Consider the following 12,962-nt stretch of genomic DNA (forward strand, 5'->3'; position numbering starts at 1 on the left):
TTATTTCTCTTTTTATTATTTGATAAACGTCAGGAAATAGCTTTTATATTTATTTTGCTTACTGCATAACTACTCAATTATCAGCCTGATAATATCTCTGTTGTTAATGGTTTGTAATTGATTACCAATTTAACTTAAGGGTATCGATATGATTTTATTGTGTTTTTTATTTTTATGTGCATAGTTATGCACGTGATGGTTTATTTAATCCTGAAAGATGGGGGAAACAAGAAATAGTTATTGTGAATTTTTCGTGGATACCCGGTTTGGAAACTGTGAGCGAGCAGGTTTTTTTCTTTTTACTTAACGGGAAACAACGGATTAGCGGAGAGGTTCAGCCGTGTTCAATTGAGGTTATGTCTTTTTACTGCATAAAGAATCCGGCCAGCGCAGCAGTTATGCAACATCTTTTGCAATAAACATGCGCTAAGAAAAAAAGCCCCTCAGACGAGGTGACGTCGGAGGGGCCAGGGAATAACCCTTAGAGCGAATAAATTATTCAGCCAGCGTGGCGACCATCACCGCCTTGATGGTGTGCATGCGGTTTTCTGCCTGGTCAAACACCACGCTGTGGGAGGATTCGAATACTTTGTCGGTAACTTCCATACCGCCGTGCAGGTCGTACTCCTGGGCCATTTGCTTGCCGAGCGTGGTCTGGTCGTCATGGAATGCAGGCAGGCAGTGCAGGAACTTCACCTGCGGGTTGCCGGTGAGCGCCAGCATTTCGCCGTTGACCTGGTAAGGGCGAAGCAGGGCGATACGTTCGGCCCACTTCTCTTTGGCTTCACCCATCGACACCCAAACGTCGGTATAGATAAAGTCGGCGCCTTTTACGCCTGCGGCAATATCTTCCGTGAGGGTGATTTTACCGCCGGTTTGGGCGGCCAGCGCTTTGCACTCTGCCACCAGATTTGCGTCGGGCCAGCAGGCTTCAGGGGCCACAAGGCGCAAGTCCAGCCCTGTCAACGCGGCGGCTTCCAGCATCGAGTTACCCATGTTGTTACGTGCATCCCCGGCGTAAACCAGCGTCATCTGGTTAAAGCTTTTCCCCGGCAGATGCTCCTGCATGGTCAATAAATCCGCCAGCAGCTGGGTGGGATGATATTCATTGGTCAGGCCGTTCCACACCGGTACACCGGCGTAGCTCGCCAGGGTTTCAACTATTTCCTGACCATAGCCGCGATACTGAATGCCGTCATACATGCGCCCCAGCACCCGTGCGGTATCCTTAATTGATTCTTTATGCCCAATTTGGCTGCCGCTTGGGCCGAGATAAGTGACGCGAGCGCCCTGGTCAAAAGCGGCAACTTCGAAAGAGCAGCGAGTTCGGGTCGAATCTTTTTCGAAGATGAGCGCGATGTTTTTCCCAGTAAGTTGCTGAGTTTCAGTTCCTTTTTTCTTGTCGTTTTTCAGCTTAGCGGCCAGGGCCAACAGTTCATGGAGCTGGGCAGGCGTAAAATCGAGCAGCTTAAGAAAATTTTTCTGATAAAAGTGACTCATTTTTTCCTCGCATGGCAGAAGCCTCTATTGAATTAAAATTCAATTTATATGTATGAATATTCAATTGCAACCCCGAGCGTTAAAACTTTGCGATGAAAGGTGGAGGCAAACCCCGGCGTGTGTGAAAATGAGAGTATCTGCCGACTTATTTGAGGAAAGGGCCATGGCAAATCCAGAACAGCTGGAAGAACAACGCGAAGAAACTCGCTTAATCATTGAAGAACTGCTGGATGACGGCAGCGATCCTGACGCGCTGTACACCATCGAGCACCACCTTTCTGCAGATGATTTTGAAACCCTGGAGAAAGCGGCCGTTGAAGCTTTTAAACTGGGCTACGAAGTCACCGATCCTGAAGAGCTGGAAGTGGAAGAGGGCGATACCGTCATCTGCTGCGACATCCTTAGCGAATGCGCGCTGAACCGCGAGCTGATTGATGCTCAGGTTGAGCAACTGATGAACCTGGCGGAAAAATTCGGCGTGGATTACGACGGCTGGGGCACTTACTTCGAAGATCCGAACGGTGAAGACGGCGAAGAAGGCGACGACGAAGATCTTCTGGACGAAGACGACGACGGCGTGCGCCACTAAAAGTAAGCGGCGCAGCGGCATTCAGCCGCTGCGCTTCAGGATATCGCCATGAACTACCAGCAACTCCTCTCCCCCGTTAAGCAATTCCTGCACTGCCCGACTCCCGATGCGTGGACTGAAAAAGCCCGTCAGCCCGAAAATTTGCCGCTGCTGCTGACCGACCACATGGTCTGCGAACTCAAAGCCGCGCAAACCGCGATGCTGCTGATCCGCAAATATGTTGCCGATAAAGAAAGCTCGCAGGCGCTGCTGGCCTGGCTACAGCCCTACGAAGCCTTTACCTTCCGCGACGGCGACGAGCCGGACTTTCTGTCTATCCATAAAGGGATTGGCAAAAGCGTGATGCCAAAAACGCAAAGCCCCTGGGGACAGCAGCTTATCGACAGCATGGTGCTGCTGATTAAAGAAGAGCTGCACCATTTCTGGCAGGTGCGGGAAATCATGATTGCCCGTAACATTCCGTACGTGAAAATTACCGCCAGTCGCTATGCTAAAGGTTTGTTGAGCGAAACCCGCACCCACGAACCGCTGATGCTGGTGGACAAGCTTATCTGCGGAGCCTATATCGAAGCGCGATCGTGCGAGCGATTTGCCGCCCTGGCGCCGCACCTTGACGATGAGCTACAGCGTTTTTACCTGTCGCTGCTGCGTTCTGAGGCCCGTCACTATCAGGATTATTTAAGCCTGGCGGAGCAAATTGCCGGAAACGACATCAGCGAACGTATTGGTTTTTTTGGCGAAGTAGAAGCCCGGCTTATCCAGAGCCGCGACGAAGAGTTTCGCTTCCACAGCGGGGTGCCCGCAGACTAAGAAGGATGTTGTATGAACTGGACCCACGTCATTATTGCAGGCTATGTCGGCGCGACAATTGCCGTAGTGGTCGGCGTTTTTCGCAAGAAAGGCTGGGTGGGGAAAGCCGGCGCCGTCGCGATTGCGCTGGTCGCTATTATGGCGTGGAATATTTTCGACGTTAAATACCTGATCCCGCGTGAAAAGGCCGGATCTTCGCAGAGCGAGCTGGCCGGGCTTGATGCCGCGATGAACCAGATGCCGGTTTACCAGGTGCTGAAGGAGCAGGAACCGGCGCTGTGGATGTCTATTCGCCAGCAGGCGATTGAGATGCACAAGCAGGGGAAAACCGAGCAGCAGGTGATTGACACTATCCAGCCGCAAATCCTCGCCGTGGAGATGAAGCGTCTGCAAAATGCCGCCGATGAAAACGTGGTGGCGTTTATGCAAATCAATATGCAGCAAACGGCGATGGTGCAAAAGAGCAGCAACGAGGCCTGCTTCCGCTTCCTGTTCCCGGATGTGAAGGGCGGTATCAACTCGATGAGGCTTCTGCCGCGCGAGGTCACGATGCGCCGTATGGAAGTAGATGCCGCCATGATGCGCTCCGCCTACGGTCCTGAAAAACACACCGTAACCGACGCCGAGCGCCAGCAGGCCAGGCAGGATATCCAGCCGATAGTCCAGCAACTGATGAAGCGCTACGGCGGCGATTTGCATCTGATGTCTGACCCGCACAAAGCGGTGGGCCAGGAGGGCATCGTCTGCGATCAGGTTCAGGAACTGTGGCGCAACGTTCTGCAACTCCCACCTGCCAGAGCGGCAGGCATTATTCGCCTGTCCGTAGCCGGGGAATAGCCTCCGGGCGCAGCACAAATCGCTTAAGGCTTGAACAGCAACGCGCTTATCGCTAAGGTAAGCGCGTTTTTTACCTTCCCTGGAACGCACCATGATTACCATCGCCCTTATCGACGATCACCTTATCGTCCGCTCCGGCTTTGCCCAACTGCTTGGGCTGGAGGCGGATTTTCAGGTTGTGGCCGAGTTTGGCTCGGGCCGCGAGGCGCTGGCCGGGCTGCCGGGGCAGGGCGTTCAGGTCTGCATCTGCGATATTTCGATGCCGGACGTTTCCGGGCTTGAGCTTCTCGCCCAACTGCCGAAGGGCATGGCGACTATTATGTTGTCGGTTCACGACAGCCCGGCGCTGGTGGAACAGGCGCTTAACGCCGGGGCGCGCGGCTTTTTATCCAAACGCTGTAGCCCGGACGAATTGATTGCGGCGGTGCACACCGTAGCGACCGGCGGCTGCTACCTGACGCCGGACATTGCCATGAAGCTGGCCGCCGGACGGCAGGATCCGCTGACTAAGCGCGAACGCCAGGTGGCAGAAAAACTGGCTCAGGGTATGGCGGTGAAAGAGATAGCCACCGAGCTTGGGCTGTCGCCGAAAACGGTACACGTTCACCGCGCAAATCTGATGGAAAAACTCGACGTCAGCAACGACGTTGCGCTGGCTCGCCGCCTGTTCGACGGCTGGTGATGCAACCTTTCTTCTCGCGGCTGATAGCCGTTATCGCCAGCTTTTTTATCTTCTCCGCCGCGTGGTTCTGCCTGTGGAGCATCAGCCTGCATTTAGTGGTAAGACCCGAACTGGCGGTGCTGCTGTTTCCCTTTGGCCTGCGTCTGGGCCTGATGCTGCAATGCCCGCGTGGCTACTGGCCGGTGTTGCTCGGCGCGGAATGGCTGATGCTGGGCTGGCTGGCTCAGGAAGTGGCGCTGGCGCACCTGCCGCTGCTGATGGCCGGAGGCGTGCTGACCCTGCTGCCCGTGGCGCTAATCTCCCGCTATCGCCACCAGCGAGACTGGCGGACTTTGCTGCGCCAGGGCGGAGCGCTTATCGCCGCCGCGCTGCTGCAATCTTTGCCGTGGATTGGGCGGGGGCATGAGTCCCTGAACGCCCTGCTGTTAACCCTGACCGGCGGCCTGACGCTGGCCCCGACCTGCCTGGTTATCTGGCACTACCTCACCAGCACCGTCTGGCAGCCGCTTGGCCCGGCGCTGGTTTCCCAGCCGGTGAACTGGCGCGGTCGCCATCTGATTTGGTATCTGCTGTTATTCGCCGTCAGCCTCTGGCTTCAACTGGGGTTGCCCGCCGAGCTTTCTCGCTTTACGCCGTTCTGCCTTGCGCTGCCGATTATCGCCCTGGCCTGGCACTACGGCTGGCAGGGGGCGCTTATTGCCACCCTGATGAACGCCATTGCTTTAATCGCCAGCCAGACCTGGCACGATCACCCGGTCGATCTTCTGCTGTCGCTGCTGGCGCAAAGCCTCACCGGGCTGCTGCTGGGGGCGGGGATCCAGCGCCTGCGCGAGCTGAACCAGTCGCTGCAAACCGAGCTTGCCCGCAACCGCCGCCTTGCCGAGCGGCTGCTGGAAACCGAAGAGAGCGTGCGCCGGGAAGTGGCCCGCGAGCTGCACGACGATATTGGTCAGACGATCACGGCTATCCGCACCCAGGCCGGAATAATGCAGCGCCAGGCCCCGGAAAACGATGGCGTGAAACGCAGCGGGGCGCATATCGAACAGCTCTCGCTGGGCGTTTATGACTCGGTACGCCGCCTGCTTGGGCGGCTGCGACCGCGCCAGCTGGACGATCTCTCACTCGAACAGGCGGTGCGCTCCCTGCTGCGCGAAATGGAGCTGGAAAGCCGGGGCATAGTCAGCCATCTCGACTGGCAAATTGACGAGCAGATGCTCAGCGAGGGGCAGCGCGTTACGTTGTTCCGGGTTTGCCAGGAAGGGCTGAACAACATCGTCAAACACGCCAGCGCCAGCGCGGTCACGCTCCAGGGCTGGCGGCAGGAAGAGTGGCTGATGCTGGTGATTGAAGATGACGGCAGCGGTCTGCCGCCCGGCTCGGGGCAGCATGGCTTCGGGCTTCTCGGGATGCGCGAACGCGTGACGGCGCTGGGCGGCACCCTGGCTATTTCCTGCACTCACGGCACGCGCGTCAGCGTCAGCCTGCCGTTGCGATACGTCTGAGGGGCGATGATGTTGAATTTTCTGAAAGTACCGGCCAGCGCGCCTTTGCTGGGCGATAAAAATGAAATCGACGCCCGCTATCGCTACTGGCGGCGGCATATCCTGATAACCATCTGGCTGGGTTACGCGCTGTTTTACTTCACCCGCAAAAGCTTTAACGCCGCCGCGCCGGAGATCCTCGCCACCGGCGTGATGGAGCGCACCGACATCGGCCTGCTGGCGACGTTGTTCTACGTGACCTACGGCCTGTCGAAGTTTATTTCGGGGATAGTCAGCGACTTCTCCAACGCACGCTACTTTATGGGGCTGGGGCTGATTGCCACCGGCATCGTCAACATCCTGTTCGGCTTCTCGACTTCGCTATGGGCGTTCGCCCTGCTGTGGGCGCTTAACGCTTTCTTCCAGGGCTGGGGCTCGCCCGTTTGCGCCAGATTGCTCACGGCCTGGTACTCCCGCAGCGAGCGCGGCGGCTGGTGGGCGGTGTGGAATACGGCGCATAACGTGGGCGGGGCGCTTATTCCGATTATTATCGGTGCGGCGGCGATGAATTATGGCTGGCGCGTTGGGATGATGATTGCCGGCTGCCTCGCGATTATTGCCGGGCTGTTTCTCTGCTGGCGGCTGCGGGACCGGCCGCAAACCGTTGGCCTGCCCGCCGTGGGCGACTGGCAGCACGACGAGCTGGAAATGGCTCAGCAGCAGGAAGGCGCGGGGCTAACGCGCAAAGAGATCCTATATAAATACGTGCTGGCGAACCCGTACATCTGGCTGCTGTCGCTGTGCTACGTGCTGGTGTACGTGGTGAGGGCGGCGATAAACGACTGGGGTAATCTCTATATGTCGGAGACGCTCGGCGTGGGGCTGGTCAAGGCTAACTCGGCGGTGACGATGTTCGAACTTGGCGGGTTTATCGGCGCGCTGGTGGCGGGCTGGGGGTCGGACAAGTTGTTTAACGGTAACCGCGGGCCGATGAACCTCATTTTTGCCGCCGGTATTCTGCTCTCGGTTGGCTCGCTGTGGCTGATGCCTTTTGCCAGCTACGTGATGCAGGCCGCCTGCTTCTTTACCACCGGCTTCTTCGTGTTTGGCCCGCAGATGCTTATCGGCATGGCGGCGGCGGAGTGTTCGCATAAAGAGGCTGCGGGCGCGGCAACCGGCTTTGTCGGGCTGTTTGCTTACCTCGGGGCATCGCTCTCCGGCTGGCCGCTGGCGAGGGTTATCGACATCTGGCACTGGAGCGGGTTTTTCGCGGTTATCGCCACCGCCGCCGGGATTTCGGCGCTGTTGCTGCTGCCGTTCTTAAACGCTCAGGCACCGCGTGCTGCCAGTGAAGCGTGATGCATCTCACCTTTTTGTGCCAAACAGGGCAAAACTAAGAAATATTCCCGGTTGCGCCTGGACGCTGTCTCAGGCCAGTTGACGCGCTGATTTCTACAATGCCTGCCATCAAGCAGGTATTCAAATCAGGAGTCATCCATGCTGGCCTTTTTAAACCAGGTGCGTAAGCCAACCCTGGATCTGCCGCTCGAAGTGCGGCGCAAGATGTGGTTCAAACCGTTTATGCAGTCGTACCTGGTGGTCTTCATCGGCTACCTGACGATGTATCTGATCCGCAAAAACTTCAACATCGCGCAGAACGACATGATCTCAACCTACGGGCTGAGCATGACGCAGCTGGGGATGATCGGCCTCGGATTCTCCATCACCTACGGCGTGGGCAAAACGCTGGTTTCTTATTATGCGGACGGCAAAAACACCAAGCAGTTCCTGCCGTTTATGCTGATCCTCTCCGCCATCTGTATGCTCGGCTTCAGCGCCAGCATGGGCGCTGGCTCGGTTAGCCTGTTCCTGATGATTGCCTTCTACGCGCTGAGCGGTTTCTTCCAGAGCACCGGCGGGTCGTGCAGCTATTCAACCATTACCAAATGGACGCCTCGCCGTAAACGCGGCAGCTATCTGGGCATGTGGAACATCTCCCATAACCTCGGCGGCGCGGGCGCGGCTGGTGTAGCCCTGTTTGGCGCTAACTACCTGTTTGACGGCCACGTTATCGGGATGTTTATCTTCCCGTCCATTATCGCCCTGGTCGTCGGCTTTGTTGCCCTGCGTTACGGCAGCGACTCCCCTGAGTCTTATGGCCTCGGCACCGCCGAAGAGCTGTTTGGCGAAGAGGTGAGCGAAGAAGACAAAGAAGCCGAAGATAATTCCATGACCAAATGGCAGATCTTCGTTGAGTACGTGCTGAAGAACAAAGTTATCTGGCTGCTGTGCTTCTCCAACATCTTCCTTTACGTGGTGCGCATCGGCATCGACCAGTGGTCCACCGTGTACGCTTTCCAGGAGCTGAAGCTCTCCAAAGAAGTGGCGATTCAGGGCTTCACCCTGTTTGAAGTAGGCGCGCTGGTGGGCACGCTGCTGTGGGGCTGGCTGTCGGACCTGGCTAACGGGCGCCGTGCGCTGGTTGCCTGCGTTGCGCTGGCGCTGATTATCGCCACCCTGGGCGTGTACCAACATGCCAGCAACCAGTACGTTTACCTGGCTTCGCTGTTTGCTCTTGGCTTCCTGGTCTTTGGCCCGCAGCTGCTGATTGGCGTGGCGGCGGTTGGCTTCGTGCCGAAGAAAGCTATCGGCGCGGCGGACGGCATCAAAGGCACCTTCGCCTACCTGATTGGCGACAGCTTCGCCAAGCTTGGCCTGGGCATGATTGCCGACGGCACGCCGGTCTTCGGCCTCACCGGCTGGGCTGGTACCTTTGCCGCTCTGGATGCGGCAGCGATCGGCTGTATCGTGCTGATGGCAATAGTCGCGGTATTTGAAGAGCGCAAAATTCGCCGTGAGAAAAAGATCCAGCAGCTTAAAATCGCTTAAGTGTGTTGTTGGTGACTTACTGCCCGGCATAACGCCGGGCTTTTTTATGCCCGCCGCCCGCCAGATTGCGCACAGGTCTGGCGTATTACTGAGGAAAGTGATTGCGGTATACTGCATGAAGTCCATGAAAAAATATTGCCGGTTGCTGACGGCAAAATAAGCTTAGGCAGTCGGGAATCTTACTTCATGATTTGGTTAATGTTGGCTACGCTGTGTGTGGTGTTTGTTGTAGGGTTTCGGGTGCTTACGTCTCATTCCCGGCGGGCAATTCGTCGGCTGAGTGAGCGGCTGGGGATCGATGTGGTGCCGGTTGAATCGATGATCGATCAGATGGGGAAAGCGCAAGGCGACGCGTTTTTGCAGTATTTGCATCGCCCCGATGAGTCTCATCTGCAAAATGCGGCTCAGGTCCTGCTTATCTGGCAAATCGTGATTGTGGACGGCAGCGATCAAAATTTACAGCAGTGGCACCGTAGGCTGCAAAAGGCCAGGCTGGCGGCCCCGGTGACCGATGCTCAGGTGCGCCTTGCGTTGGGGTTTCTGTGCGAAATAGAGCCAGACTGGCCGGAGATTAACGCCTTCCAGATGCGCTATAACGGTTATTTCCAGCCGGAAGACGGCGTGCACTGGCTGCATTGATGCCAGCAGCCCGGCAGAACGTTGTTTTATATTGAAAGCGCTGTGATTACAGCGCCTTGAGCATAGTTACTTCGCAGTCCACATGCCCGGTACAGCCGAGCGGAGCAGGAATATGCTCGAACCCCAGATGCTCGTACAGGCCAACGGCTTCTTTCAAAAATGCCGTAGTTTCCAGATAGCAGCGGGTAAACCCTTCGGCGCGGGCAAACTCCAGCGCCTGTAACGCGAGCTTTTTCGCCAGCCCTTTACCGCGAACCACCGGCAAGAAATACATTTTTTGCAGCTCGCAGATATCCGGCTCGCTACATGACAGCGGGGCGACGCCGCCGCCTCCCACCACTTCGCCATCAATCTCAACGACCCAATAAGCATGCTGAGGCTTGCTATACAGCTGGTACAGCTCATCAAGGTTAGGGTCGGCAACGGTATAGCCTTTGTCGGCGGTCAGGCCGTATTCGGCAGAAACCTGACGAATAACCCGGGCGATGGCCGAATTATCTTCGGCGGTAATCCGGCGCAGCTGGAGCTTCACGTCAACCGGAGCAGTGGTGTTCATCATGTGACTCATAAGCTTAGGAAGGATAAAGGGAGTTAATAGCACTTCATGAAGGAGGGTGCAAGTTGCGCAAAAAAAACGCCCCGCACGGAGATGCGGGGCGGATAGAGCAGCTTAACGATTACAGCGCGGCGATAACGGCCTGCTGTTCAATCAGCTTGGCTTTGGCGTCTGCAAAACCTTCGAGACGCTCGCGCTCTTTGGCTACTACGTCAGCCGGGGCGCGGGCCACAAAGCCTTCGTTAGAGAGCTTGCCTTCGATTTTGCCAATTTCGATTTCGATTTTGGCCACTTCTTTAGCCAGACGCTCAATCTCAGCGGCTTTGTCTACCAGGCCTGCCATCGGGATCAGCAGTTCTGCGCCGTCGATAATTTTGGTCACGGAAACCGGGCCTTTATCGTCAACAGGCAGAATAGTGATGCTTTCCAGGCGAGCCAGGTTCTGCAGGAAGGTGCGGTTGTCGGTTACGCGACGAATCGCTTCGTCGTTGCAGCCGCGCAGCAGCACTTCCAGGCGTTTACTCGGCGCGATGTTCATTTCGGCACGAATGTTACGCACGGCGGTGATGACATCCTTCAGCCATTCGGTATCAGCAAATGCCGCTTCATCAACCTGAGAAGCATCATAAGCCGGGAACTCTTGCAGCATGATGGTATCGGCGGTGATGCCTTTCAGCACTTTCACGCGCTGCCAGATGGTTTCCGTGATGAATGGAATGATCGGGTGCGCGAGACGCAGCAGGCCTTCCAGCACGTTCACCAGCGTATTGCGGGTGCCGCGCAGCTCGGCTTCAGTGCCGCCGTTCATGACCGGCTTGGTCAGCTCCAGATACCAGTCGCAGAACTGGTTCCAGGTGAACTCATACAGGATGTTAGCGGCGATATCGAAGCGGTAGCTGTCCAGCGCTTCGCGGTACGCTTTAACGGTGCGATTGAACTCGGCCAGGATCCACCGGTCCGCCAGGGAGAGCACCAGCTCGCCGCCGTTGAAGCCGCAGTCCTGCTCTTCGGTGTTCATCAGCACAAAGCGGCTGGCGTTCCAGAGCTTGTTACAGAAGTTACGATAGCCTTCCAGGCGCTTCATATCCCAGTTGATGTCGCGGCCGGTAGAGGCCAGCGCCGCCAGGGTAAAGCGTAGGGCGTCGGTGCCGTGCGGCTCGATGCCGTTCGGGAATTGCTTCTCGGTGCGCTTGCGGATTTTCTCCGCCAGCTGCGGCTGCATCATGTTGCCGGTACGTTTTTCCAGCAGGTCTTCCAGCGAAATGCCGTCAACCATGTCCAGCGGGTCGATAACGTTGCCCTTGGACTTGGACATCTTCTGGCCTTCGTCGTCGCGGATAAGGCCGGTCATGTAGACGGTCTTAAACGGAACCTGCGGTTTGCCGTCTTCATCTTTGATGAAGTGCATGGTCAGCATGATCATGCGGGCAATCCAGAAGAAGATAATGTCGAAGCCGCTGACCATCACGCTTGTCGGGTGGAAGGTGCGCAGCGCTTCGGTGTTTTCCGGCCAGCCCAGGGTGGAGAAGGTCCACAGTCCGGAGGAGAACCAGGTGTCCAGCACGTCTTCGTCCTGGTTCAGTGCTACGTCGTCGCCCAGGTTGTTCTCGGCGCGAACTTCCGCTTCGTTACGGCCAACGTAAACGTTGCCTTCTGCGTCGTACCAGGCCGGGATACGGTGGCCCCACCACAGCTGGCGGGAGATACACCAGTCCTGAATGTCGCGCATCCAGGAGAAGTACATGTTTTCGTACTGCTTAGGCACGAACTGAATGTCGCCCTGCTCAACGGCTTCTACAGCTACTTTTGCCAGCGGAGCGGTGCGCACGTACCACTGGTCGGTCAGCATAGGTTCGATAACCACGCCGCCACGGTCGCCGTAAGGTACGGTCAGGTCGTGAGGTTTGATTTCGTCCAGCAGACCCAGTTCGTCGAACTTAGCCACCACGGCTTTACGCGCGGCAAAACGTTCCAGCTTCTGGAATTCTGCCGGGATGTCGGACGCGTAAACGTCGGACTCTTCGCCGTTGGTATCAAACACTTCTGCCGCTTCGCGGATATCGCCGTCGAAGGTCAGAACGTTGATCATTGGTAACTGGTGGCGGCGGCCAACTTCGTAGTCGTTGAAGTCGTGCGCAGGCGTAATCTTCACGCAGCCGGTGCCTTTTTCCATGTCGGCGTGTTCGTCACCAACGATTGGGATGCGGCGGTTAACCAGCGGCAGGACGATGAATTTGCCAATCAGGTCTTTGTAGCGCGGATCTTCGGGGTTAACTGCCACGCCGGTGTCACCGAGTACGGTTTCCGGGCGGGTGGTGGCGACAACCAGGTAATCTTTACCGTCGGCGGTTTTTGCGCCGTCGGCCAGCGGGTAGCGCAGGTGCCACATGGACCCTTTGGACTCGCGGTTTTCAACTTCCAGGTCGGAAATTGCGGTGCGCAGTTTCGGGTCCCAGTTTACCAGGCGTTTGCCGCGGTAGATCAGGTCTTCTTTGTACAGGCGAACGAATACTTCTTTCACCGCGTTGGACAGACCTTCGTCCATGGTGAAGCGCTCACGCTCCCAGTCTACGGAGTTACCGAGACGACGCATCTGACGGGTAATGGTGCCGCCGGACTCCGCCTTCCACTGCCAGATTTTTTCGATGAACGCATCGCGGCCGTAATCGTGGCGGGTTTTCCCCTCTTCGGCGGCAATTTTACGTTCAACAACCATCTGGGTCGCGATACCGGCGTGGTCGGTGCCCGCCTGCCACAGGGTATTTTTGCCCTGCATGCGCTGGTAACGGATCATGGTGTCCATGATGGTTTGCTGGAAGGCGTGACCCATATGCAAACTGCCGGTGACGTTCGGCGGTGGGATCATGATGCAGAAGCTTTCCTGGCTGGTGTCGCCATTCGGTTTGAAGTAGCCCTGCTGTTCCCAGTGCTCGTAAAGCGGCTGTTCGATATCTTGCGGGTTATATGTCTTTTCCATTG

11 protein-coding genes are annotated in these 12,962 nt (G+C 56.8%); 8 read left to right on the forward strand and 3 right to left on the reverse strand.

Annotated elements, in window-relative coordinates:
• Nucleotides 1-495 precede the first annotated feature (495 nt).
• The gene (argF, locus tag FOC35_RS11400) at nt 496-1,500 is read right to left on the reverse strand and encodes an ornithine carbamoyltransferase (protein WP_172568928.1); all 1,005 of its coding nucleotides are present in this window, start codon (nt 1,498-1,500) and stop codon (nt 496-498) included.
• 163 nt (nt 1,501-1,663) lie between these two features.
• Between argF and rraB the strand changes: the two genes are divergently transcribed.
• The 8 genes from rraB (at nt 1,664) to FOC35_RS11440 (ending at nt 9,427) form a co-directional block, all read left to right on the forward strand.
• On the forward strand, nt 1,664-2,089 hold the full coding sequence (gene rraB, locus FOC35_RS11405; RefSeq protein ID WP_039898844.1) for a ribonuclease E inhibitor RraB: 426 nt from the start codon (nt 1,664-1,666) through the stop codon (nt 2,087-2,089).
• Between the two features lie 48 nt (nt 2,090-2,137).
• Nucleotides 2,138-2,899 carry a tRNA isopentenyl-2-thiomethyl-A-37 hydroxylase MiaE gene (locus FOC35_RS11410; protein ID WP_172568929.1) on the forward strand — a complete coding sequence of 254 codons (762 nt, stop codon included), beginning with the start codon at nt 2,138-2,140 and terminating at the stop codon, nt 2,897-2,899.
• 12 nt (nt 2,900-2,911) lie between these two features.
• Nucleotides 2,912-3,736 carry a hypothetical protein gene (locus tag FOC35_RS11415; RefSeq protein ID WP_016538324.1) on the forward strand — a complete coding sequence of 275 codons (825 nt, stop codon included), beginning with the start codon at nt 2,912-2,914 and terminating at the stop codon, nt 3,734-3,736.
• A gap of 91 nt (nt 3,737-3,827) precedes the next feature.
• Nucleotides 3,828-4,418 (forward strand): transcriptional regulator UhpA, encoded by a 591-nt coding sequence (gene uhpA, locus FOC35_RS11420; protein ID WP_016538323.1) that lies wholly within the window; start codon nt 3,828-3,830, stop codon nt 4,416-4,418.
• Complete coding sequence (gene uhpB, locus FOC35_RS11425) at nt 4,418-5,920, forward strand: signal transduction histidine-protein kinase/phosphatase UhpB (protein WP_172568930.1); 1,503 nt, start codon at nt 4,418-4,420, stop codon at nt 5,918-5,920. Before uhpA ends, uhpB begins: the two co-directional genes overlap by 1 nt.
• A gap of 9 nt (nt 5,921-5,929) precedes the next feature.
• Nucleotides 5,930-7,258, forward strand: coding sequence for an MFS transporter (locus tag FOC35_RS11430; RefSeq protein WP_172568931.1), 1,329 nt, complete (start codon nt 5,930-5,932; stop codon nt 7,256-7,258).
• A gap of 138 nt (nt 7,259-7,396) precedes the next feature.
• A complete protein-coding gene (uhpT, locus tag FOC35_RS11435; protein ID WP_016538320.1) occupies nt 7,397-8,788 on the forward strand; it encodes a hexose-6-phosphate:phosphate antiporter in 1,392 nt (463 codons plus the stop codon).
• A gap of 186 nt (nt 8,789-8,974) precedes the next feature.
• On the forward strand, nt 8,975-9,427 hold the full coding sequence (locus FOC35_RS11440; protein ID WP_172568932.1) for a DUF1198 domain-containing protein: 453 nt from the start codon (nt 8,975-8,977) through the stop codon (nt 9,425-9,427).
• Between the two features lie 46 nt (nt 9,428-9,473).
• Here FOC35_RS11440 and FOC35_RS11445 read toward each other — a convergent pair whose 3' ends face one another.
• The gene (locus FOC35_RS11445) at nt 9,474-9,986 is read right to left on the reverse strand and encodes a GNAT family N-acetyltransferase (RefSeq protein ID WP_172568933.1); all 513 of its coding nucleotides are present in this window, start codon (nt 9,984-9,986) and stop codon (nt 9,474-9,476) included.
• 118 nt (nt 9,987-10,104) lie between these two features.
• A complete protein-coding gene (locus FOC35_RS11450) occupies nt 10,105-12,960 on the reverse strand; it encodes a valine--tRNA ligase (protein WP_016538317.1) in 2,856 nt (951 codons plus the stop codon).
• Nucleotides 12,961-12,962: the final 2 nt, after the last annotated feature.

Source organism: Cedecea sp. FDAARGOS_727 (assembly GCF_012273235.1).
Lineage (GTDB): Bacteria > Pseudomonadota > Gammaproteobacteria > Enterobacterales > Enterobacteriaceae > Cedecea > Cedecea davisae.